This window comes from Streptomyces sp. NBC_01808 (assembly GCF_035917395.1).
Classification (GTDB): domain Bacteria; phylum Actinomycetota; class Actinomycetes; order Streptomycetales; family Streptomycetaceae; genus Streptomyces.
Genome location: NZ_CP109072.1, coordinates 3,230,399 through 3,254,253, shown reverse-complemented (window position 1 = coordinate 3,254,253; position 23,855 = coordinate 3,230,399). Strand labels below are relative to the sequence as shown.

The 23,855-nt window shown below is 68.9% G+C and carries 14 protein-coding genes and 1 pseudogene; 9 read left to right on the top strand and 6 right to left on the bottom strand.

Annotated features, from left to right (window positions below):
• Positions 1-885 (bottom strand): annotated as a pseudogene (locus tag OG946_RS36085) (ABC transporter transmembrane domain-containing protein); the annotation flags it as partial.
• The gene (locus tag OG946_RS13850) at positions 882-2,609 is read right to left on the bottom strand and encodes an ABC transporter ATP-binding protein (RefSeq protein WP_326796420.1); all 1,728 of its coding nucleotides are present in this window, start codon (positions 2,607-2,609) and stop codon (positions 882-884) included. The pseudogene OG946_RS36085 and the gene OG946_RS13850, both read right to left, overlap by 4 nt.
• A gap of 137 nt (positions 2,610-2,746) precedes the next feature.
• Here OG946_RS13850 and OG946_RS13845 point away from each other — a divergent pair, with 137 nt between their 5' ends.
• From OG946_RS13845 to OG946_RS13810, 8 genes are all read left to right on the top strand, one after another.
• Positions 2,747-4,513 (top strand): non-ribosomal peptide synthetase, encoded by a 1,767-nt coding sequence (locus OG946_RS13845; protein ID WP_326796419.1) that lies wholly within the window; start codon positions 2,747-2,749, stop codon positions 4,511-4,513.
• 11 nt (positions 4,514-4,524) lie between these two features.
• Entirely contained in the window at positions 4,525-5,919 is a 1,395-nt protein-coding gene (locus tag OG946_RS13840) for a condensation domain-containing protein (RefSeq protein ID WP_326796418.1), read from the top strand.
• A complete protein-coding gene (locus OG946_RS13835; protein ID WP_326796417.1) occupies positions 5,912-11,644 on the top strand; it encodes an aminotransferase class III-fold pyridoxal phosphate-dependent enzyme in 5,733 nt (1,910 codons plus the stop codon). The genes OG946_RS13840 and OG946_RS13835 overlap by 8 nt, the downstream gene beginning before the upstream one ends.
• Before the next feature lie 110 nt (positions 11,645-11,754).
• On the top strand, positions 11,755-12,855 hold the full coding sequence (locus OG946_RS13830) for an amidinotransferase (RefSeq protein WP_326796416.1): 1,101 nt from the start codon (positions 11,755-11,757) through the stop codon (positions 12,853-12,855).
• Positions 12,856-12,860: 5 nt separating this feature from the next.
• Positions 12,861-15,995, top strand: a complete 3,135-nt coding sequence (locus OG946_RS13825) for an amino acid adenylation domain-containing protein (protein ID WP_326800242.1) — start codon at positions 12,861-12,863, stop codon at positions 15,993-15,995.
• Between the two features lie 18 nt (positions 15,996-16,013).
• The gene (locus tag OG946_RS13820; RefSeq protein WP_326796415.1) at positions 16,014-17,054 is read left to right on the top strand and encodes a fatty acid desaturase; all 1,041 of its coding nucleotides are present in this window, start codon (positions 16,014-16,016) and stop codon (positions 17,052-17,054) included.
• 9 nt (positions 17,055-17,063) lie between these two features.
• Positions 17,064-18,629 carry an amino acid adenylation domain-containing protein gene (locus tag OG946_RS13815; RefSeq protein ID WP_326796414.1) on the top strand — a complete coding sequence of 522 codons (1,566 nt, stop codon included), beginning with the start codon at positions 17,064-17,066 and terminating at the stop codon, positions 18,627-18,629.
• Between the two features lie 53 nt (positions 18,630-18,682).
• Positions 18,683-19,495, top strand: a complete 813-nt coding sequence (locus OG946_RS13810; RefSeq protein ID WP_326796413.1) for a mycofactocin-coupled SDR family oxidoreductase — start codon at positions 18,683-18,685, stop codon at positions 19,493-19,495.
• Here OG946_RS13810 and OG946_RS13805 read toward each other — a convergent pair.
• The gene (locus OG946_RS13805; RefSeq protein WP_326796412.1) at positions 19,488-20,534 is read right to left on the bottom strand and encodes a 50S ribosomal protein L11 methyltransferase; all 1,047 of its coding nucleotides are present in this window, start codon (positions 20,532-20,534) and stop codon (positions 19,488-19,490) included. The genes OG946_RS13810 and OG946_RS13805 overlap by 8 nt on opposite strands.
• 6 nt (positions 20,535-20,540) lie before the next feature.
• Positions 20,541-20,753 carry an MbtH family protein gene (locus tag OG946_RS13800; RefSeq protein WP_326796411.1) on the bottom strand — a complete coding sequence of 71 codons (213 nt, stop codon included), beginning with the start codon at positions 20,751-20,753 and terminating at the stop codon, positions 20,541-20,543.
• Positions 20,754-20,852: 99 nt separating this feature from the next.
• On the opposite strand from OG946_RS13800, the gene OG946_RS13795 reads away from it, so the two are divergent.
• On the top strand, positions 20,853-21,665 hold the full coding sequence (locus tag OG946_RS13795) for a class I SAM-dependent methyltransferase (protein WP_326796410.1): 813 nt from the start codon (positions 20,853-20,855) through the stop codon (positions 21,663-21,665).
• Between the two features lie 63 nt (positions 21,666-21,728).
• On the opposite strand, the gene OG946_RS13790 is transcribed toward OG946_RS13795, so the two are convergent.
• Both OG946_RS13790 and OG946_RS13785 read right to left on the bottom strand, forming a co-directional pair.
• Positions 21,729-22,853 carry an aminotransferase class I/II-fold pyridoxal phosphate-dependent enzyme gene (locus OG946_RS13790; RefSeq protein WP_326796409.1) on the bottom strand — a complete coding sequence of 375 codons (1,125 nt, stop codon included), beginning with the start codon at positions 22,851-22,853 and terminating at the stop codon, positions 21,729-21,731.
• A gap of 1 nt (position 22,854) precedes the next feature.
• On the bottom strand, positions 22,855-23,817 hold the full coding sequence (locus OG946_RS13785) for a fatty acid desaturase family protein (protein WP_326796408.1): 963 nt from the start codon (positions 23,815-23,817) through the stop codon (positions 22,855-22,857).
• Positions 23,818-23,855 lie beyond the last annotated feature (38 nt).

Here is a 23,855-nt window from a genome sequence, read left to right as displayed (position 1 = left end):
CTGCAGGATGTACAGCGTCGCGGCGGTGACCTGGCCCAGGTTGACCCAGCCATGGTCGTAGGCGAACCCGCCGACCAGCAGCGCCACGGCCAGCGGCGCGACGAAGAGGAACTCCTCGACCGGGTAGAGGACCGTCCGCAATCGCAGCGTCCTGCCGACGGCGCCGTACCAGGATCGGGTGTCTTGGCCGGTGCGGCGCATGCGGTCGGCTTCCAGGCCGAACGCCTCGACGGTCGACGCTCCCGCGACGGTGGCGCTCAGGCCCTCGGTGATGCGTGCCGATGCCTCGGCTTCGCGCAGGTACGCGGCGTAGCTGCGGGACAGGTACCACCTGTTGACGAGCACGAGCGGCGGCGCGATCACCAGCAGCGCGAACGCGAGTTGCCACGACACCAGCAGGAGAGCGCCGACACTGAGCACTATCCACACCACTGCCTCGGTCACCTGTGGTACCGCCAACTGCATGGTGCGCCGCAGCATGTCGACGTCGCGTGACGCGCGCGTCACCAGATCGCCGTCGTCGGATGTCTCGACGACGGCGAGGGGAAGCTCGAGCACATCGTCGACGAACTTCTCGCGGATCTCGCTCAGGACCGTCGCGGCGAGCCTGCCCGCCGAACGGAAGGCGACGCCGATCAGGAAGACCTGCAGCAGAATGAAGCCGAGCAGTGCGCCCGCGAGGACCGTCACGTGGCCTGCCGTCGTGCCGTCGCGCACGGCCTGAACCATGGTGCCCAGCAGTCTGGGCCCGACCAGACCGCTGGTCGCGGCCAACCCGTACTGCGCCAGCACCAGTGCCAGCTCTCGCTTGTGGCCGCGCACGAGCGTCCACACAAAGCGGCGGACCGTCTTCTCGCTGGCGACGGGGAGCGTGCGCGCGTTCATCGGCCGGCCTCCAGTGCGTCGTCGCGCCTGATCAGGTCCCCATAGTCGGAATGGGTCGCAAGCAGTTCCTTGTGCGACCCCGTGGCGACCACTCGACCATCGACGACGTAAGCGACCTGCCGGGCATGTTGCAGCAACAACGGGCTCACCGTGAACACGACCGTGCTTCGGTCGTCCGGGAGAGCCTCGTGGTACTTGGCCAGATTGGCCGCGACGGTGTGCTCGGTGTAGGCGTCGACGGCGTTGGTCGGCTCGACGAGCAGGGTGATCTCGGCGCCGGCCAGAATCGCGCGGGCCAGTCGCAGACGTTGCAGCTCGCCACCCGAGAACGTTCTGCCTCGCCCACGCATCCGCGTGTCGGAGCCGTCCGGGAGCGAGTCGATGATGTCCGCCGCGCAGGCGACCTCGAACGCGGCCGCGAGTTGTTCCGGAGAGGCGGTCGGCGCGATCTCGTGCGTGATGGTCCCGCCGAAGAACCGGTCACTGTTGCGCGCCAGCAGCACCCGGGAACGTATGACGGACAGCGGCAGCGAAGCCAGCGGCTCGCCGTCCAACGTGACATCGCCGGAGCTCTCGAAGCGCGCCCACCGTCGGGCGATCAGCTCGGCAGAGGACGGCTCGGCGCACGCGACCGCCATCAACGTCGACGGTGGGACCTCCAGTCCCGAGGTCCGGTCGACCAGGTGGGCCGCGCCGTTGGTCCCGGTGGCCACCGCCGGTCGCGCCCGGTCCGGCGCCTCGGTGTCCAGCAGCGCCGTGACACGGCCGGCGGAGACCAGCGCCTGGGTCACCTGCTTCGCGCCTTCCATGATGTCGTTGAGGGGGAGGGCGAGGAAGACCGCGAACGCGTAGAACGCGACCATCTGGCCGATCGTCACCTGCTGGTCGAGCGCGAAGAGAGCAGCGGCGTAGGTGGTGATCGCGGCGATCAGGCCCGGCATCAGGATGCGCGCCGCCTCGAGATTCGCCTCGGCCCGTGCCACCTCGGTGTCCGCGGCCCGCAGTTGTGCGGAATCGGTGTGGAAGGCCGTCGAGAACTGCCTCTCGCCGCCGACCCCGCGCAGCACCCGCAGTCCCGAGGCGATGTCGACGGCCCTGGCCGCCAACCGTCCTTGCTGAGACCGGTACTCGTCCTGGTTCCGGTACAGGGGACGCAGCAGAAGTCCGCTGAGCGCGAGGAGCGCGGGAACCATCACCAGGACCATCAGCCCGAGCGGCACCGAGATCGTGAGCATGAAGATGGTGACCACGATGACGGCCACGATCGAACCGAGGACCCGGCCGGCGTGGAGCAGCCCGTTGCCGATCGTGGTCACGTCCGACGTCACCGTCGCGGTCAGGTTGCCGGCGCTCTGCCCTCGCGACAGCGAGCCGCCGAGCTTCGTGACGTGCCGCGTGACCGCCTGGACGGTCAGACCGGCGGACACGGTGCGGCTGACGACCGTTTGCCGGTAGAACGCGATCCCCGCGGCCGCTCTCACCACGCCGAGCAGGAGGATGACCCCGGACCAGAAGATCAAGTCGCCGCTGTCGCGGCCAGCGATGCCCCGATCCAGGGACTGGCCGATGGCGACCGGAATGAATGCCTGGCTGGCGTTCCACACCGCGGAAGTCACCATCCCCCAGGCGGTGCTGGCCTTTTGACGCCCGACCAGCCACAGTAGGTACCTGCTGGCCGAGCGATGGTCGACCGCGCCCGCGCCTAGCTCGGGGATGCGTCGCATGGCGGGAGGGGCTCCTTTTCGGTGTGTTGATCCGTGCGGCAGCATACCGTCCGGCCAGCGGGGGATGATTTTGTATCGTGGGTTTCCTGTGACGACTCGCCGCCCGGAACCTCGCGACCTAGGGGAAGGCCTGCCTCGTGAGTGGACTGTCCGTACTGGAACAGGTCGGCGACATCGCCGCACGTGAACCGCGCCGACCCGCGGTGCGCTCCGGGGGAGGACTGCTCGACTACGGCGAACTCATGGCGAAGGTGACCGATCTCAGCGATCAGTTGCGCGCGCAGGGGGTCGGCCCGGAAGACGTGGTGGCAACCGTGTTGCCCCGGGGCGGCAATTCGATCATCGCCATGCTCGGCATCTGGATGACGGGTGCGGCGTACCTGCCGGTCGACGTGAAGTGGCCCGAGCGGCGGCGTGAGCTCGTCCTCGCCGAGGTCGCGACCTTTGCTCTGGAGGCGTCCGACGGCGAGGCGCACGGTGGCATACCGGGTGAATCAGGGCTTCGTGTCCGACGTCTGCGTGAAGGCCGTGCCCGGATCGACGGGGCGAGCGCGACCGAGCGCAATCTGGCCTATGTCATCTGCACGTCCGGCTCCACCGGTACCCCGCTGGCGGTCTGTGTCGAGTTCGGCGCGTTGGACAACTACGCGCGGTACCTTCGCGACCTGATGAAGCAGCCGGGTGTGCACGACGAGGTCGACCTGCGGGTGCTGCTCTCGGCCGACCTCGCCTTCGACGCGTCGCTGCGGCCCGTCCTGCTCCTCGCGGCGGGCGCCGAGCTTGTCGTCGCGCCGGACCTGACCGAGGGCTCGTGGCAGGAGCACATCGACTGCATCGCCGAGCACAAGGTCACGGTCCTCAGTGGCGTGCCGTCCTGGTACTCCGGGCTGTTGGCCGCGGGTTACGTACCCGGCGACTCCGCCGTGCGACTGGCGTTCATCGGTGGCGAGGCGGTGCCCAACGGCGTCGTGCGCCAACTGGCCGCGAGCCAGCGCGTCGTGGTGCAGTACGGCCCCACGGAAACGACGGTCGCGGCGACGGGCGGTCGGGTGGTCGACGACGGGTTCCTGGAAGCGCCGATCGGCGAACCCCTGCCAGGGACGCAGATCCACCTCTACGGCAACGCCGAGCTCGACCCGGCGATCGACGGCGAGCCGGCATACCTGTACGTGGGCGGCTCTGGCGTGGCGCGCGGGTACCTGAACAATCCGCGGCTGACCGCGGAGCGATTCATCCCGAACCCTTCCGGTCCGCCGGGCTCCCGGCTCTTCCGGACCGGCGACCTCGCGAAGGTGTCGCCGCAGGGCACCTACAGTTTCCACGGGCGATCGGACGACCAGGTCAAGATCAGCGGCCGGCGGATCGAACTGTCCGAGATATCGACGGTCCTCAACCGGCACCCCGCTGTCGCCCAGTCGGTCGCGTTCGTCGACCGCGACTCCCCGACCCCCTTACTCGTCGCCTGCTACGTCGGTGATCGTGGCGTGGCCGAAGCGGGGGAGGAGGCCAGTATTCGGGACCACCTGGCCCGCGAGCTCCCCGGCTACGAGGTGCCCGCCGTGGTTCAGCGCGTGGAGTCCATGCCGATGACCGAACGCGGGAAGGTGGATATCCCCGCGCTGGCGCGACTCGTGAAGCCGGCGGAGACCGGAGCCCAGGACGAGAAGCCCGACGAGTCCGCCATGACCGAGGTCGAGAAGCGTGTGATCGCGATCGTACGGTCGATGACGGATGCCCGGTGCTCGCTCGACGACGAGTTCTTCACGCTGGGCCTCGGCTCGCTGGACTCGCTGAACATCCTGGCCCAGATCCGCGAAGAGCTCGGCGTTCGGGTGCGGTTGCGGGACTTCTTCCAGGCGCGCACCACGCGGAACCTCTGCAAGCTCATCGGGGACGTCAGTTGACGAGCACGGAGGTGGGAGAACACATCTTCCCGCTCGGTCCACTCCAGGAGCAGTTCTGGCGTTTCTGGCGGCAGAACCCCCGGAGCACGGCGTACATCATGCCGGAGGTCTATCTCTTCGACGGCGCCTTCGACGTCGCAGCCGCCACGTTCGCCCTCGACGAGACGGCGCGCCGCCACGAGTCCCTGCGAACAACATTCCGCGAGGTGGACGGCACCGTCACGCAGATCGTCAGCCCCGATCCGGCGCACGCCCCGGTCGAGGTGCTCGATCTTCGGGAGCTGTCCGGGACCGCGCAGGCCGAGCGGTTGGAACGCGCCATCGCCGACGCGACGAACGCGACGTTCGACCTGACCGCCCGGCCGGCGATCAGGCTCACCGCCGTGCTCCTGTCGGACAGGCGGACAGGACTGGTCCTCTCCGCTCACCAGATCATCTGCGACGGCAGCTCGATGGCGCTCGTCGTCGACGATTTCGGCGAGCTGTACCGCTCGGCCCGCGCGGACACGACGCCGGAGCTCGCGCCGGTCACACCGGGATACGCCGCCTTCGTGACGGACCAGCTCACGGCCCTCGCCGACGACATCTCCCGCGACGACCTGAAGTCCTGGGTCGAAGGGCTCTCGGGAGCCGGCGGAAGCGTCCTGCCCGGGGACTCCCGGGCAGCAGTGGGGAATCCGGCGGCGCCGGACAACGGCGACCTGTCCACGACACTCCTGTCCACGACGCTCGACGATGGGCTGGCCGACCAGGTGGTGGCGTACGGGCGCCGCGCGGGGTCGACACCGTTCTCGGTTCTGCTGTGCGCGATGAGTGTCATGATCGCCGCCGCCACCGGCGACGGCGACGTGTGCGCCGGGACCGCGACGAGCTGCCGGACCCCGAAGTTCGCGCGCACCGTGGGAATGCTCACGAACATGGCCGTGACGCGCTCGCGGATCGACCTGTCGGGCACGTTCGCCGAAGCTATGCACGAGGTTTCGATGAACCTGCTGGACGCAATCGACAACAAGGACCTGCCGTTCAGCAAGGTGGCGGATCTGTGGCGAGCGGACGGATCGCCTGCCGGCACCGAACTGGTCCGGACGACGTTCTCCGCCGGCGCCAGCGGTGGATTGGCCCTTGGCGAGGGCACGTTGTCGGAGCGGGTCGCGCGCACCTCGCAGGGTCCTTTCGACCTCGGCGTCGTCTGCGACATCACCGAGGCCGGCATCGCGCTGGACTGGCAGTACGCGCTGCGCGCCTACTCGCCCCAGCTCTCCCGCGACTACTGCGACGCGTATCAGGAGATCCTGGCGATGTTACTGACGCACTCCGAGACGGCGATGGACTCGCTCGGCATCACAGAGGTCCTGCCTCTGGTCGACCGTCGGACGGACGGGGTGCGGGGAGAGGCGGATGCGTGAGCCGCTGGCCATCGTGGGCATGGCGTGCCGCGTCCCCGGCGCCGCCGACTACCGTGCGCTGTGGGCCAACGTCGAGGCCGGCGCGACAGGCATGGTGGAGGTCAGCGAGCAGGATCGCCGGCGCGAGGGGATCGTCCTTCCCCCGGACGTGAGACATCCTTACGTGCCGGTGGCCGCGCCGCTCGAGGATCACGACAAGTTCGACAACGCCGCCTTCGGCATCACCGCCGGTGAAGCCCAGGCTGTGAACGTCAACCACCGCGTCATGATGGAGGTCGTCCTCGAGGCCCTGGAGGACGCCGGCTGCGACCCGCTGCGGCACTCCGGCAGGATAGGTCTGTTCGCCGCTGGTGGCGCCGGCTCGCCGATCCCGGTCCTGGAGCGCATCGGCGACCCCCGGTGGGGCGATGCCACGAGACCGCTCATGTCGTCGGAGGCGGTCAACTGGGTGTCGCTGATCGACCACGATCTCCTGTCCACCCGGATCGCCTACGCCCTCGACCTGCGTGGTCCGTCCCTGACGGTGCAGAGCGCCTGTTCCAGCTCGCTGGTCGCGCTGCACCTCGCCGGCCAGAGCGTGCTGTCCGGTGATTCCGACGTGGCCGTGGCCGGGGGAGTGAACGTCGAGCACCCGCACCGGGTGGGCTACTACCACCAGCCGGGCAGCATCTGGTCCGCGGACGGCCGATGCCGTCCGTTCGACGCGTCGGCCAACGGCACGATCTCGGCGAGCGGGGCGGGCGCGGTGGTGATCAAACGACTCGACCGCGCGCTCGCCGACGGAGACGAGATCCACGCGGTCATCCGCAGTAGTGCGATCAACAACGACGGCAGGCGCAAGGCCGGGTTCACGGCGCCGAGTGTGCGCCAGCAGAGCCAGGTCATCTCCGCGGCGCTGACCGCGGCGGGCGTGGCAAAGGGCGACATAGGCTACATCGAGGCCCACGGAACCGCGACCGAGGTCGGGGACGTCGTCGAATGGGCGGGCCTCGAACGCGCCCTCGGCGCCGAGGGCGCGCGGTGCGCAATCGGCGCCGTCAAGGCGAACGTCGGCCATCTTGGTGCGGCGGCCGGCGTCGTCGGACTGATCAAGGCCGCGCTCGTCGTCGGCCACGGCCGGATCCCACCGGTCGCGAACTTCGTGCGGCTGAACCCGAGGATCACGGCGAGCTCCAGGCTGTTCGTGCCGGCGGACGTGATGTCCTGGGCGGACGACGGACGTCCGCGACGAGCCGGGGTCAGCTCGATGGGTGTCGGCGGTACCAACGCGCACGTCGTCCTGGAGCAGGCGCCGGTGCGCGAGCCGGCGAACCCGCCGGTCGACGGCGCGTACGTGCTCCCGGTCAGTGCCGCCTCGGCGCGCAGCGCCGAGAGAACGATGAACCGCGTGGCGGACTTCGCCACCGAGGACCCGGACCGCCTGAGCCGACTCGCCCACACGATGTCGACGGGCCGGCGTGTGCTCGCCCACCGGCAGGCCACCGTCGTGGTCAGGCATGACAAGCAGATCAGCACGTGGCGGACGGGGGCCCGGCGGGCGAGGAAGAGCCCTCACACCGTTCTCGTGTTCCCCGGGCAGGGGGGCACGATCGGTGACCTGACGGCGGCGAAAGACGAGATCGACGGGTTCGCCGACTCGTTCTCGGAGGCCCTGTCGAGCCTGGCGGTCGAGGACCGGCCACTGGTGGCGGCCCTGCTCACCGGAGCAGGGGAAGCCTCCACGCCGAGGATCACCGAGCTCGCGATGCTCGTCCGATCCGTCGCGATCGCGAGATCGTTGCTCGCCGACGGCATCCAGCCCAAGTCCTTGTGCGGCTACAGCATCGGCGAGCTGGCCGCCGGTGTGGTCGGCGGAGTGCTCACCCTGGCCGATGCCGCGACCGTGCTCACCGAGCGTGCCCGCATCCTGGAGGATGCTCCGCCCGGGGAGATGATCCGGGTACGGCTGCCCGAGGACTCCGCGGCCCGGTACCTCAGCGATCGGGTGTCTTTGGCGATCGTGCCCGGTGCCAGGGACTGCGTCCTCAGCGGTGAGGCGCTCGCGATCGAGGCGGTCGCGGCCGAGCTGCGGGCCGCGAAGGTCGCCTCGGTCAGGATTCCGGTCGCGCACCCTTTTCACAGCACGGTCCTGGAGCCGTTCATCGAGAAGTACACCGCGATCTGGGCCCAGATCGACCTGCGGTCCCCGGCACTGCGGCTGACGTCGCCGACGATCGGCGGCCCGATCGACGAGGCGACCGCCCGGGACCCCGGATTCTGGGCCGGCCAGTTGGTCCGGACGGTCCGGTTCGGTGACGCGCTGCGCACGCTGCACGCGGACGGCGCGGACCTGGCCGTCGTCCTGGATTCGGGCACGGGCGTCACCCCGTTCGTCAAGGACGTGTTCGGTGCCGACGCGGTGGCCATGACCACCGGGCGGCAAACTGGGTTCGACGCGAGCTCGCGCGCCCGGCTGCTCGCGACAGCCTGGACGGCCGGGCACGACCGGGCGCTCGCGTCCACCACCGAGCGCCGCGCGGACGGCGCGCGGACCGTCGTCGTCCACGCCCCCACCTACGCGTTCGACCGGGACGGCGTCGACGGGGACCACGCTCATGCAAGCAACGAGGAGGGGCACGAGCCCATGCCGGCGGAACCAGTCCAGGCTCCCGCTTCCGGTCAGCCTGAGCCACTGTCGGCGCAGCCTCCGCGGACCGCCGACCGCGACAGCGTCGAAGTGGGCATCCGGCAGGTTGTCGCGAAGCTGGTGGGGCTCCCGCTGCGGGAGGTGGCGCCGAGCACGTCCTTCATCAACGTCGGGTACGACTCGTTCCTGCTGATTCAGCTTGCGGACGCGCTGTCGGCCGAGTTCCAGGTCGCCGTCGACGTCCGTCTGCTGTACTTCGAGCGGGATTCGCCCGCCCTCCTTGCCGAGCACCTCACCGACCTCGTGCCGGCGAGCTGGCGCCCGTCGGGCGCCGCGGCGGTGCCCGCCCCGGCTCCAGAGCCGGCCCTCGCTCCGGCTCCCGCGCAGGTCCGCGCGCCGGCGCCGCGGTCCGAGCCCGAGCGCCGGCCCGATGAGACGGCCGGGCTCCCGACGGAGGAGGAGCAGGAGTGGCTCAGGCGTACCCCGGTGTCGAAACGAGTCACCGAGGAGGACCGGTACACGCTCGTCGATCAGCGGAACGTGGTGTTCTCGCTGCGCACGGGCCGCCGCGAGGTGAGCTACCCGGTGGTCGGGGTGAAAGGTGAGGGCTCGCACTTCGTCGACGTGGACGGCCGCGAGTACCTCGACCTGTGCATGGGCTTCGGCGTCACCATGCTGGGACACGCGTCCGAGCCGGTGACACGGGCGCTGCGCTCCTTCGAGCCCTCCGAACTGTTGCTGGGCCCGCAGTCCTCGACCGCGGGAGACGTCGCCCGCGGCATCGCGTCGTTGACCGGGGTCGACCGGGTCGGCTTCGCCACCTCGGGCACCGAGGCGGTCATGGCCGCGGTGCGCGCGGCTCGCGCCAAGACCGGGAGAGACCTGCTCGCGGTGTTCACCGGTTCGTTCCACGGCACCTTCGACGGCGTGCTGGTCGCTCCTCGGGCCGGTGGGCTGCCGGGTGAGACGACGACCCTCGGCCGGGGCACGCCGGCCGGCATGGTCCAGGACGTCATCGCCGTCCCCTACGACGAGTCGGCGATCCCCGTTCTCGAGTCCTACGGCGAACGGCTGGCGGCGGTGCTGGTGGAGCCGGTCCAGAGCCGACGCCCCGGCTACCAGCCCGCAGAGCTGCTGCGGCGGCTTCGCACGCTCACCAGCGACGTGGGCGCCGCACTGATCTTCGACGAGATCATCACCGGTTTCCGGTGCCACCCGGCCGGTGCGGCCGGATACTTCGGCGTCCGCCCGGACCTGGTCACCTACGGCAAGGTCATCGGTGGCGGCATGCCCATCGGAGTCATCGCGGGCGACGCGGAATTCATGGCGCCCATCGACGGCGGTCGCTGGCGGCAGGGAGACGCCGGACTGCCGCAACGACCGAGCATGGTGTTCTCCGGAACGTTCAGCAAACAGCCGATGGCGATGGCCGTCGCGCAGCACATGGTCGGACACCTGAGGAAGGAGTCGCCGCGGCTGCAGGCCGACCTCACCCGGCGGACCACGGATATGGCCGAGGCGATCAATGCACACGCGGCCGCGCACGGTTTTCCGGTCACGGTCGAGAACTTCTCGTCCTTGTTCCGCATCAACGTCGGCGGCTCCGAGCGAGCGGAGGACATGTTCTTCCTCGGCCTGCTCAGCCGTGGCGTGTACGTGTGGGAGGGGCGCACCTGCTTTCTCAGCGCCGCACACGACGACGCGGACTGCGAGCGGATCGTGCGGACCGTCGCCGACACCGCGGCCGAGATCGCCGCGAGCGGCCTCTGGCCGGGAACCAGGGCAGCGGCTCCACCCGCACGGCCGCAGTCACCTCGGCCACCGGGCCCTCAGGCCCCTTCGCCGGTCGTCGGCGAGGCTCCGCTCACCGACGGCCAGAAGCTGCTGTGGATGAGCAGCGAACTGGGCGGCGAGCGCGAGGCTTCGTACCGCATGTCCGACGTGCGCCGGATCGACGGCGCGATCGACGAGAAGCGGTTGGCGGCCGCCATCGCCGCGGTCTCGCAACGGCACGAGGCGATGCGGATCGGATTCGACCAGGACGGCGCGACGCAGAACTGCGTCGCCCACGCCGTTCCGAAGCTGACCACGTGCACCATGAGCGACGCGTCGCCGGAGGACATCGAGGCGCTCCTCGACCGTTTCGCGAAGCGGCCGGTCGACATGTCGGTCCCGTCGCTGTTCCAGTTCCACCTCGTTCGGACCGGCGACGCCTCGTTCCTTCAGGCGACCGCGCCGCACGCGGTCGTGGACGGTTGGTCGTTCGAGGTCCTGTGGGGGGAGTTGTCGGCCTGCTACCTGGGTGACGCGACGAGCCAGGCCCTGCCGGCCCCTGCCGGCTTCCTGGAGTACGCCCGGTTCAAGCGGGCCGAGGAGGACTCGCAGTTCGGCGCGAACGCCGCGCTGTGGCGGCCGAGGCTGGACAAGTTCTGGACGGCGGGCCGAATGGTCGAAGGTACCGGGCCGTTCGTGCCGGTCACCCGGGTGGACTCGTTCTCCGAGAAGAGCCTGGCGGACCTCCGTGGCCTGTCGCGCGCCGGCCGGTCCACTATGCACACCGCCGCGCTGTCGGCCGTGGCGGTGGCGTCGTCGCTGCTGACGGGGGCCCCGCAGGCGATCGTGGTGGCCCACAGGACCGGGCAACCGCACTACGCCGACAAGCCACTTGTCGGCTTCTGCGTGGACCAGCTACCGGTCCTCGTGGAGCTTCCCGGTGATCGCAGCCTGGCGGACGTGACTCTGGACGTGCAGACGCAGCTCGTGGACACCTCAAACGCCACAGCCGGCCTGTACCGCCTGCTGCAGGACCGGCGCTACCGCCAGATTCCCGCCGCTCTCATCGCATTCGACTACGCGCACGAGGGCCAGGAGGACCTGTTCGGGTTCGCGACCGCACCAGTGGCGATGCCGCGCCGGGCGATGCCCCGGCCGGCGATGGTGACCGTCGAGGAGCACAGCGCCGGGTTCGAGATCATCTCGGAGGTGTCGCAGGCCAGCGACCTCGCGCCGTACGCGGCGGACCTGGCGGCCACCGTGGAGCGGGTGCTGTCCGGATCCACCGTCCCACTCGGCGAGATGCGCCGAGCCCGCCGGTCCTAGGTGATCGATTTGTGATCATCCGACCGGGCGTTGCGGCTAGACTCATCGACGACCTGAGGGTCCATCAGCGGAGGGGGACCAGATTGTCCAGCGACCGGACAGATGCCGCAGTGCGTGACCTCGACCATCCACACGGCACCGTGACCGCGACGTCAGGCCCCGTCAAGTGTTACAACGAGTGGGATCCGCTCGAGGAAGTCATCGTCGGCATCGTCGACAACGCCCACTTTCCCCCGTGGCATGTCGCCGTCGGCGCGCCGCTGTCGCCCGAGCAGCGTGAGGTCTTCCGACAGCGGGCCGGGCAGCCGTTCCCGGCCGACGAGGTGGCCGCCGCGCGCGACGAGCTCGATCAGCTGGCGGAGATCCTCGAGAGCATGGGCGTCGTGGTGCGTCGGCCGGAGCCTCGCGACCACTCCGCCTCCTACGGCGTTCCCGGCTGGTCGAGCACCGGACTGTACGACGCGATGCCGCGGGACCTGTTGCTCGTCGTCGGTGACGAGATCATCGAGGCGCCGATGTCGTGGCGGTCGCGGCACCACGCGGTGTCGGCGTTCCGGCCACTGCTGAAGGAGTACTTCCAGCGCGGGGCGCGTTGGGCCTCCGCGCCGAAGCCCGAGCTGCACGATGAGCTGTACGCCGAGGACTGGACGGACCAGCCGGATGGCGAGCCGTTCCGGTCGGTGATCACAGAGTATGAGCCGACCTTCGACGCGGCCGACTTCATGCGCTTCGGCCGGGACATCTTCGCCCAGCGCAGCCACGTCACCAACGGGATGGGCATCGAATGGCTGCGCCGGCACCTCGGCGACGACTATCGCGTCCACGAGGTAACGCTTGAGGACGACCACCCGATGCATATCGACGCGAGCCTGGTGCCGCTCGCTCCCGGGAAGCTGCTCATACAGCCGGAGCGGGTGAGGGAGGTGCCGGAACTGCTGAAGGACTGGGAGGTGCGGTCCGCGCCACCGCCGGTCATCCCCGACAGCCACCCGCTGTACATGACCAGCAAGTGGCTCAACATGAACGTGCTGATGATCGACGAGGAGCACATGCTCGTGGAGGCACAGGACGTGCCGATGCAGCGACTGGCCGAGAGCTGGGGCATCACCCCGGTTCCCTGCCCGTTCCGCAACTTCAACAGCTTCGGCGGTTCGTTCCACTGCGCGACGACCGACGTCCGCCGTCGTGGTGAGCTGCGGTCCTACCTGTGAAGCCGATGTCGCACCTGGCCCACCGGCTCATCGAGGCGCAGGCCGAGCAGACCCCGGACGCGGTGGCGGTGTCCTGGGACGGCGGGAGCTACACCTTCCGCCAACTCGATGAGCGGGCAAGCGTGCTCGCGGGCCTGCTCGTCGAACTCGGTGTCCGGCCAGAACGTCTGGTAGGCGTGAGCATGCAGCCGTCGCCGCTGCTGCTGGTGTCGATGTTCGCGATCTGGAAGGCCGGCGGGGCGTATGTCCCCATCGACGCGTCGCTGCCACGCGACGTCGCCGAGGGCATGGTCTCCGACGCCGGCGTGACCCTGCTGATCGGCAACGGTCCCGTCGCGGTGGATCTCGCCGGGGTGCACACGATCGACCTCGACGGCCTCGACCTTTCCGGCCCGCCCACAGCCCTGCCGTCAGTGGAGCCGCACCCGGAGAACCTCGCGTACTGCGTGTTCACGTCGGGCTCGACGGGTAAGCCCAAGCTGGTCGCGGCCGCGCATGCGAGCTTCGTCAACCACGCGCGGGCGCTGCGCGACCAACTCTCGCTCGGTCCGGAGGATCGTTCGCTGCAGTCCACGGCGATGGCCTTCGACGCCGCGCTCGAGGAGATTCTCCCGGCGTGGCTGGCCGGCGGCGCGGTGGTGATGCCCGCACAGAGCAAGTTCACCCCCTGGGAGTTCACCAGCCTCATCGAGCGGCTGTCGGTGACGATGGTCAGCCTGCCGAGCGCCTACTGGCACCTGTGGGTCGACGACCTGGTGGCCGGCGTGGTGAGCCTGCCGCCGAGCCTGCGGACCGTGTTCATCGGCGGCGACAAGATCCTCGTCGACAAACTGACGGCCTGGTACGGCGTTCCGGGAGCGGAACGGATCAACTGGGTGTCGGACTACGGGCCGACCGAGACGTCGATCAGCGTCGCTCTGCACCATCCCGCCCGCGACGGCGTCGGCGGCTCCGACGGCTCGGACTACGCCCTGGTGTCGCTCGGCCGTGCGTTCGCGCAGGCGGCACTGTACATCCTCGACGACGAGCTGCGGCCGGTGCCCGACGGCGAGCCCGGCGACCTGTGGGTGGGCGGTCCGCCGGTGACGCGCGGCTACTATCGGGCTCCGGCGATGACCGCCGACCGCTACCGGCCGGACCCGCAAGGCGCGCCCGGTGCGCGGATGTACCGGACCGGCGATCGCGCCGCCCGGGCGCTCGATGGCACGCTCTCCTTCCTCGGCCGTTCCGACCGCCAGGTGAAGATCCGTGGGCAGCGGGTGGAACTCGGTCAGGTGGAGAGCGTCCTGCACCAGATCGACGGCGTGCGCGACGCCGTGGCTGTCGTGGTCGAGAACCCGCCCGTGGGGTCGTCCCTCGTCGCGTACGTCGAGGCCGGGACCGACGTGTCGGAGGAAGGGATCAGGACCCTTCTGGCCGAGCGGCTGCCCGAATCCGCGCTGCCGACGCATATCGTGCTGCTGGAGAGGATCCCGCGTTCGCCGTTGAACGGGAAGGTGTCGCGCTCTGCCCTGCCGCCGGTCGGCGGCGCACGAGCCGGACGTTTCGGTGACGCGGCCGCCACCACGCTCGAACGCGCTGTCGCCATGGTTGTCGCCGACGTCCTCGGTGCGCCGGTGAGCGACCGGCACGACAACATCTTCTCCGCTGGCGGGGACTCGTTGCAGGCCATACAGATCCTGAGCCGGGTCGCCGAGGTGACCGGTGTGGCGCTGACCTTCAAGCAGTTCCGCGCGGCCCCGCACGTCGCCGGTATCGCCGCGTCGGTGACGCGGCTGCGCGGCGCCGGGCACGCCATCGTCCCGGCCGCCAGCCGCGATGAGTGGCAGCCGGCGTCGCGTGGTCAGCAGGCCCTCGCGTACCTCGACAAAGTGCACCGAGGCGCGCCCCTGTACGCCATCCCAGTCTGCTACCGGATCCGCGGACCGCTCGACATCGAACGCCTGGACGCCGCCCTGACCACCATCGTCGCCCGGCACGAGGCCCTGCGGACGGTGCTGGTCCAGAAGGACGGCACCGTGTGGCAGCACATCCGGCCCGCCGAGCCCGTCCGGACCGAGGTCGTCCGCGCCAGCGAGTTCGACGACGCCGCCGACCGCGCCCAGGTCGCGGCCGGGGTTCCCTTCGATCTGAGCACGGGACCGCTGCTCCGCTCGACCGCGTTCACGTGTGACGGCGAGTGGCTGTGGCTGCTCGACGTGCACCACGCGGTGTTCGACGCCTGGTCGCTGGCCCTGTTCTGGAAGGAGCTCACGGCACTCTACGAAGGTCGACCGCTGCCGGACGTGGCCGTGCAGTACGCCGACTACGCCGTGTGGCAGCAACGCTGGCTGGCGGGACCGGAGGCGGCGGCACAGCGGGCGTACTGGTCGGCACAGCTGACCGGCGCCCCCGAGCCCGCGCCTCTGGGAACGCGTCGAGCCGCCGGTGCCCGCGTGGGCACGTCCGGCTTCGCGCTGCAGTTGCCGCCCGCCGCCATCGACACCGCGGCGGTCACGCGCGTCGCCCGCGAGTGCCGCTCGACTCCGTACACGGTCCTGCTCGCGTCCTTCTTCCTCGCCCTGAGCCGTGCGATCGGCACGGACGAGCCAGTGGTCGGCCTGCCGGTCGCCTGCCGCAACCGGCCAGGTACCGAGGACATCATCGGCTACCTCGTGAACACGGTCGCGGTGCGAGCCCGGTTGAAGCGGGCCATGACTTTCCGCGACGTGATCGCCGACGTCGACGCGGCGATGGCCGAGGCGCTGACGAACCAGGATCTGCCCTTCGCCGACGCGGCCGACGGGGCATCACGCAGCTCCCGAGCCGGCGCCCCGCCGATCTTTGAGGCGATGTTCGGGTTCCAGTCCACGCCGCTCGACAGCCTTGACGGCATCGCGGGACTGTCCGTCGTCGAGCACTTCGTGCACTCCGGAACGGCCAAGACGGCACTGACCTGGACGGCGCGCAACGAACCGACCGGCCTGGTCGGCGAGATCGAGTTCGCCGCCGACGCCTTCGACACGGAGTCCGCCGGTCGGTGGCAGGCAGACCTGATGGCCACCCTGGCCGCGGCGCTTGCCGAACCGGACCAGCCGATCGGCGCGCTTCTCGACGGGCCCCCCGCGAGTGTTCCCTACTCTGTAGAACGTATAAGTTGAGTTGGATAGAGTCTGGTCATGTCGCAAACCTTCGCCGATACGATGTCGGGCGGCAGGGGGACCCGGCATCGGTTCGATCGGGAGATACTCGACGCCGTCCGCGTAGCGTCCCGCCCGGACAACTGGCGCGGTCCAGCAGAAATCCTCCGGCACTGGTTCTGGATCGCGTTCTGGTGCACGGCATCGGTGTGGACCTTCAGCAACTTGTCGCTCTGGGCGTCGATCCCGGTGTACCTGATCGCCGCTTTCTTCATCGGCGGCCGCCAGCGCGCCGTGGCGGGTGTGCTGCACATGGCCACGCACCGCGCGTTCATGGCCAACCATCGCGTCGGTAGTGTCCTCGGCGCTGTCTTCGGCGGGTATCCGGTGCTGCAGAGCTTCACCGCTTACCGCGCGTCACATCTCGGCGAACACCACGGGCGCCTGGGCGACCCGGAGCGCGATCCCGACTACCGCCAGTACAAGGACAACGGCCTGTGCGGCGACAACCTCGGGCGCCCGGCGCTGAACCGCTATCTACGCAAGGTGGTGGGCCCGCGGTCCACCGGCTCGTACATCCTTTACCTGCTGCGGCACCGGATCTGGTCGAAGGACGAAGCGCCGTTCGAGCGCGCCCTGCGCATCGCGTTGCTCGTCGTTGTGCTGGTGTGGGCCGTGGTCGCCAACTGGTGGCTGTGGTTGATCCTGCTCTGGTTCGTCCCGCTGGTCACCACGCAGGTCTGGATCGGCGCGGTGGCCGAGTTGATGGAGCACTTCCCGCTCATCGAGAACGCGCCGCGCGTAGACCTTTACATGTCGTGGAACCGGGACTACGGGTTCTGGACCCGTTTCCTGTTCGGTGAGACCGACGGCGAAGGATTCCATCTGGTCCATCACCTGTTTCCCAGGACACCGATGTGGCGCCTGCGTGAGGTCGACGCCATCCTCGCGAAAGACCCGGTCTACGCCGCACTTCCTCGGCTCAGCGGGGTGCTCGGCGGCATGGTGCAGATCTACCGGTCACTGCCGCCGACCCCACGGCCACGCCCGCAAACAGGCCCGGTTCAAACCGCCACGTGAGGAGCTGAAGTGGATCACGTGAGCGGCTCGACGTCGCTGGTCTCACGGTTCGAGCGCCAGGCCAGATCCACGCCGGAAGCCATCGCGGTCGACGACGCCGGTCAACTCGTCACCTACCGCCAACTCGACCAGTGGTCCGACGCGGTCTGCGCCGAACTGCTGGCCGCCGGGGTGGCACCGGGCGGCCTCATCGGTGTGCTGCTGCCGCGCGACTCTCGTTGGATAGCTGCGATTCTGGGCGTGCTGAAGACCGGCTGCGGTTACGTGCCGCTGGATCCGCTGTATCCGGCCGAGCGCTTGGCCATGATGGCGTCGGATTCGGCGCTCACGCTGGTCCTCTCTGAACCCTCAGGGCCGGATCCGGCGTTGGGCCGGCCGTGTGTGGCGATGCCGGCCGCGACCGCGCGTGCTCGGTCGACGGTACGCCCGCCCGTTGGCCCTGACTCACCGGCGTACGTCATCTACACGTCGGGCTCGACCGGGCGGCCGAAGGGAGTGCCGATCCGGCACCGCAACGTGCTCGCTCTCTTGGACGCGGCCCACGCGCGGATGAGCTTCGAGGCCAACGACGTCTGGTCCTTGTTCCACTCGTTCAGTTTCGACTTCTCGGTGTGGGAGATGTGGGGGCCGTTGCTGACGGGTGCCCGCATCGTCCTCGTGCCGCAGAATGTGCGGCTGGACCCACACGCGTTCGTTTCCTTTCTGGCGAGTTCCGGTGTGACCGTATGCAACATGGTCCCGTCGATCTTCCGGCATCTTGTCGCCTCGGGTGACGGTCCGCAGGACGAGCTTGTGTTGCGCCAAGTCATCTTCGGTGGTGAGGCGGTCGATCCGGTGTCGGTCTCGCGGTGGCACTCGGCACTGCCCACGTCGCGACGGCCGTCGGTCGCGAACATGTACGGGATCACCGAGTCGACCGTGCATGTGACGCTGCGACAGATGACGGCGGCCGACTTCTCGCGCTCCGCGCCGGGAACACTGATCGGCACGCCGCTGTCCCACGTCCGGCTGCGCCTGGTGGACCACCTGCTGCGGCCGGTCGAGCGCGGCGACGTCGGCGAGATCCTCCTCGACGGTCCCGGGGTGAGCGACGGCTATCTCGGCCGCGCGGATCTCAACCGCGAGCGGTTCCCCGAGAGGACCGGCGATGACGGATCGAGGGAGCACTGTTTCCGCACCGGCGATCTCGCCGCCTGGGACGAAGCCACGGGCAGCTACGTCTATCGCGGACGCATCGATGACCAGGTGCAACTGCGCGGTCACCGTATCGAGTTGGGAGAGGTCGAGGCGTCGCTGCGAGCCTGTCCCGACGTGTTCGACGCCGCCGTGGTGCTGCACAGCACCTCCGGGCAGGACTCGGCCCTCTTGGCCAATGTCGTCGCGGCCGGGTCTCTCTCGGACGACCCGGCACACGCGAGCCGAGTCGTCCGGGCGATCAGACGCAACCTGGCCGAGATGCTGCCTCACTACATGATTCCGCAGCACATCCGACTGGTGCCCGCCCTGCCGCAGAGCGAGTCGGGCAAGGTGGATCGGAACGCTCTCGTTCCGCCTTCCCTCCCGGCGGAACAGTAATACCCGGTCCGTGTCAGCGCTTTGATTCGCCATCATCCGACGTCAGGAGAGTTGTGTACCGTCTTGAGGGTAGGGTCGCCTTCATCACCGGAATCGGCCGCGGCCAAGGGCGTAACCAGGCAGTGCGGCTGGCCTCCGAAGGTGCGGACATCATCGGTGTGGACATCTGTCGTGATGTCGAGTCCGCGGCCTATTCGATGGCGTCGGAAGACGACATGGCCGAGACCGTGCGACAGGTGGAGGCACTGGGCCGGCGAGTCGTCGCACGGGTCGGCGACGTGCGTGACGGCGCATCGTTGCGCAAGGCCGTGCAGGAGGGCGTCGAGCAGTTCGGCCGGCTGGACTTCGTGGTGGCGAACGCCGGTATCAGCACCGCCCAGTTCGGGATGACGACGCCGGAGCAGGAAGAGCAGGCGTGGAACGACGCCATCGCCGTGAACCTCACCGGGGCCTGGAACACCGCGCAAGCCGCCATTCCGTACATGGTCGCCGGCGGCCGAGGCGGTTCGATTGTCTTCATCGGCTCGACCGCGGGGCTGCGTGGCCTGGGGGCGGGCGGGTACACCGCGGCCAAGCACGGCGTCGTCGGCATCATGCGCGGGCTTGCCAACGAGCTGGCCGAGGACAACATCCGCGTCAACGTCGTGCATCCCGCGGCGGTCAACACACCGATGGCGGTCAACGAGGGGATGCAGGCATATGTGGACGCGCAGGCCGAGAAGGGCGCGGGCCACCAGAACGCGATGCCCTTGCTGGAACCTGCCGACATCAGCGCCGCCGTCGCGTTCCTGCTCTCGGATGAGGCCCGTTACATCACCGGCACGGACCTTCCGGTCGACGCGGGATTCGTCAACCGCGTCAGCTAGCGCGCATTGACAGCACGACGCTCTGCACTTCGAGCACGTCTCGCTCGGCGAGCGCGTCGAGGTAGGCGGCCCGCTCGGCCCGCCCGACGGCCAGCAGTGAATGCGGTGGCAGCCAACGTTCGCGGACCATGTCCCGGCTCAGGGTGAACGGCGACGAATCATCGGTCGCCGGGCTCAGGTGCCAGCTCTCCGGATCGTGGATCACCCGGCGGAGCAAACCGTTCAGTGAGCCGTCCGCCGCGGTGATCTCGGTGTCGAACCAGACCTGTGCCGTGCCTTGCGAGTCGAGAAGGCCGCGCAGAGTGGTGTTGATGAAAGCGAACGCGGTCGCGCTGTCCGGAGCGTTGAACGCGATCCGCGCATAGGTGGCGGTGTCGGTGTAGGTCGTGCAGTCGCCGACGACGTAGCGGGCGTCGACACCGTTGAGTACCGCGTTCGCGGTGGCGTAGGCAACCGATCGGGGGCCGATGTCGGCGCCCACCCGCGGATGACCACAGTCGGCCAATTGGGACAGGAAGCCGGTCCCGCATCCCATGTCGAAGAAGGATTGACCGGGCAGGTCGAGTCGCTGGAAGCCTCGGAGCAGCTCGATCGACGAGGCGTGCGGCGGCATGCACCCGCCGTCTGGCCAGTCTCGGGTGAACCCGTCCGGACCGTGTTCGAACAGCCGGTCGGAGAGAAAGAGCCCGTTCCGGTACTCGGTGATGGCGACCGTGCCGCGTCGCTCGCCGTCCGGAAGGATCCTGACCAGCCCGAGGTCGGTGAGCAGGGAGGCGAGCTCCGGAGCCAGGAGCTTCCAACGCCGCTCCGGCACCTGCCCACACAGGAGGAACAACTCGAACAGGACCGCGGCGGGGTCGTCGATCAGCGACAGCTCTCCGAGGTGGTACAGCGAGAACCGCCCGATGTCCGACAGGACGGCTTCGCCGGACGTGTCGAGCTCAAGCAGGATCGGCAACTGGACGGTCCGGTAGTTCGCTGCGCGGAGCAACGCACCGAGTCGGGCGAGCGAGTCCCGCTCGGCCCGGAAGACACCCACGTTCCGCTACCCGCGAGCGTCCATCGCCTGCCGCAGGCTCTTGGGTCGCATGTCGGTCCAGACCTCGGCGATGTGGTCCAGGCACTCGGTCCTGCTGCCCGCATGACCGACCTCGTGCCAACCGGCCGGCAGCGATCGACCGGCGAGCCATATCGAGTACTGCTCCTCCTCGTTGACCACGACCGAGTAAGTGCGGTTGTCCTCGTCGATCTCGCTCACGACCAGCCTCCGTGGGGTCTTCGCCGAACAGCACGAGTCTATCGCCCTGTTCATAAGGTTAGACTGATCTTTCGGCCGCGACGCCACATGGAGACACTCATGGCAGAAGTCGATCCGGTCACGATCGACGAGATGTACACGTCCCGCCACCTCGAAGTGGCGCAGCGGGGGCAGTACCGCAGTTATGAGCCCCGGCGGTCCGCCATGTTGTACGAGTTGGTCGATGATCTCGGGATCGGGCCGGGGGATGTCGTGCTCGACATCGGCGGGCGCGACGCGTCGCATTCGCTCGCGATGGTCAGGATGTTCGGCTGCGACGCCGTTTCTGTGGATCCGGTGGCGAGCAACAACGAGGAGGCGCGGGCCGCGGTGGCCGCGTCTCCGCTGGGCGACAAGGTGTCGGTCCGGGACGGCATGATGGAGGAGATCCCCGCCGCCGACGGCGAGTTCGACTTCATCTTCAGCCGGGACATGTTCTTCCATGTCGTCGGTGCCGACCGGGCGCTGGCCGAAGCCCGGCGTGTGCTCAAACCCGGCGGACAGATGCTGCTGTACCAAACCTTTGCCACCGACCGCCTTGAACCGCTTGAGAGAGCGCAGCTCTTCTCCGACTTGGCCGTCGCGCCCGAGCGCATGTCACCGGAGGACTTTCGGACGCGAGCGCTGGCAGCAGGTTTCACCATCGAGTTGACCGACATCATCGGCTCCGAGTGGCGTGAGGCGTGGGAGGAGGACGGTGAAGGGCTGACGTCCCGGCAGCTGTTGTACGCGGCCCGACTGATCCGCAAGTCCGAGCAACTGCGAGCCGAACTCGGAGATGTCGATTACCGCGTCGAACTGTCCAACGCCCTGTGGGGCGTCTACCAGATGATCGGAAAGCTCGAGCCCTGGATCTTCCTGTTGCGAAACTAAAGCGTGTGGCAAAGGTTGTATCCGGGCAGGTCAGGGCCCGGATACAACCTTCTGCAACACGCTTCAGAGTCCGCGGGCGGTGAGGAACTCGTCCATGCGGTCGAAGGCCTGCGGCAGTGCCGAACGGCCGAGTCCGACGCGGAACCGGTTGTCGGTGGTGTCGAAGACCGTTCCGGGCAGGAGCAGGACACCCTGATCGCGAACAAGTTCGGTGACGAAGTCCTCGACCGGGACGGGCGCCAGCAGCCGAGGGAACGCGAGCAGACCCGCTGCTGGTGCGGTCCAGGCGAACGTGTCGCGATGTCCGCCGAAGAACGACGCGGCGTGGGCGAGGTTGGCCTTGACGATCGTCCGGCTGCGCTCGATCAGGTGGTCGTGGGCGCGCAGCGCGATCAGCGACAGGATCTCGGCCGGCGCCGAGGAACAAACCGACGTGTAGTCCTTGAGGGTTCGGGCCGCGTCGGTGATGGACCGGTCACGGGTCGCGAACCACCCGACGCGCAACCCGGCCAGGGCGTACGCCTTGGACATCACGCCGACGCTGACGGCGCGCTCGTCCAGATCGCAGGCCGCCGGCAGGGTGTCCGCGTCGTCGTACTCCAGATGGCGGTACACCTCGTCGGAGACGACCGTGACTCCGGCCTCGCCGGCCATCGTGAGCAGTTCGGCGAACTCGGCGTGACTGGGCAGCGCACCGGTCGGGTTGTGCGGGAAGTTGACGAACAACGCGCGGGTGTTCGGCCGCAGCGCCTTCCGCACGGCACCGATGTCGAGTTTCCAGTCGTTGTCGGCGTCCAGTTCCACGGCGGTGAACGTGGCGCCGAGCGACGGCGCGATGCGGTGCAGCGACTCGAACGCCGGCCACACCACCACCGCGTGGTCTCCGGGCCCGAGCAGGGAGTGTGCGAGCAGGAACAGCGCCTCGACCGCGCCGCCGGCGCACACGGTGACCTCGGAGGCCGGGGTCTTCGTGTACTGATCGGCGATCGCCTCGCGAAGCAGTGGATGGCCAGTGGTCTCGGTGTAACCGAGTTCGAGCCCGTCCCACAGCGCCCGGGTGTCGGCGTCGGCCAGGTCCAGTAGTTCGCGGAGGGACAGTGGATCGACGTCCGAGGCGCAGGCGAGATACTCGGCCTCGGGGTCCCACCGGCCGAAGAAGTCCTCGATCTTGCAGCGGTTGGGGATCATGTCAGCCGGCCTCCTGCGCCTGGCCATCGTGCAGCCTCGGCCTGCCCCGGTCGAGGAAACCGACCATCGCCGGGACCGGGCTGACGATGCGCGGCTGAGCGGCCAGTCGTTCCTGGTGGCGGGCGTTGATCACGGGCATCTTCGACCAGTGGGTGGCCGGGCTCAGGTGGTGCTCCTGGTGGTACCCGTCGTTGAACGTGACGAGGTTGTAGAGCCGGCCGTAGTGGCTGACCGAGTCGGTCATGCGGGAGTCCGGGTTCGCGCCGTAATGACGGTAGTAGTTCTGCAAGTTCACCAGTGTCAGCGCGCAGAAGAACGCCGGCAGGTAGACCATCACCGTCCACTGCCAGGAGATCACCACGAAGCCGGCCAGCGTCAGGCAGTGCGCGGCGCGGTCGAGCTGGAGCTGGAGCAGTTCCCGCCTGCGCCGGTCAGGCTTCTTGGAAGCCAGGGCGAGCAGGTTCTCCTCTCTGGCACCGACCCGCCACAACCGGACGACCGCCGCCAGTTCCATGACTCGGTCGGCGATCGAGTCAACGGCTCCTCGCAGCGCGTACGACGGGAGCGGCTCGTGCTGGCCGTTCTTGCCGCGGCGGTACGTCGACGAGCGATCGCGGGTCGGCTCGCCCCCCTTTGGGCGGTCGTTGTTGTGCCGGTGGTGGTTGCGGACGTGCGTCAGCTCGTAGGCCTGCACCGACTGTCCGATGTTCGCCGAGTTGACGACCGACACGACCGCGTTGAGCTTGCTGCTCACGAACCAGGGCATGTGCGTGAACAGGTGGGACACGACGATGATGTTGTAGGCCATCATGAAGGTGAGCAGGATTCCGCCGGCGATCCGTCCCGCGATCGGCATGGCCTCCCATGTGCTCGCCAGGGCGAACGTGATGGCGAACTGCGCCACGCTGATGGCCAGCAATATCGCGTCCTTGCGACTGTGCTTCCACATCCGGTAGACCGCCAATCCGCAACGAAAGAGGGGATCTAGCTGCGCGCACCGAA

What these genes read in the sequence shown, in the direction of transcription:
- OG946_RS13850 (WP_326796420.1), bottom strand. Translation starts at nt 2,609, where the DNA reads ATGCGACGCATCCCCGAGCTAGGCGCGGGCGCGGTCGACCATCGCTCG.
- OG946_RS13835 (WP_326796417.1), top strand. Translation starts at nt 5,912, where the DNA reads ATGCGTGAGCCGCTGGCCATCGTGGGCATGGCGTGCCGCGTCCCCGGC.
- OG946_RS13825 (WP_326800242.1), top strand. Translation starts at nt 12,861, where the DNA reads ATGTCGCACCTGGCCCACCGGCTCATCGAGGCGCAGGCCGAGCAGACC.
- OG946_RS13820 (WP_326796415.1), top strand. Translation starts at nt 16,014, where the DNA reads ATGTCGCAAACCTTCGCCGATACGATGTCGGGCGGCAGGGGGACCCGG.
- OG946_RS13795 (WP_326796410.1), top strand. Translation starts at nt 20,853, where the DNA reads ATGGCAGAAGTCGATCCGGTCACGATCGACGAGATGTACACGTCCCGC.
- OG946_RS13790 (WP_326796409.1), bottom strand. Translation starts at nt 22,853, where the DNA reads ATGATCCCCAACCGCTGCAAGATCGAGGACTTCTTCGGCCGGTGGGAC.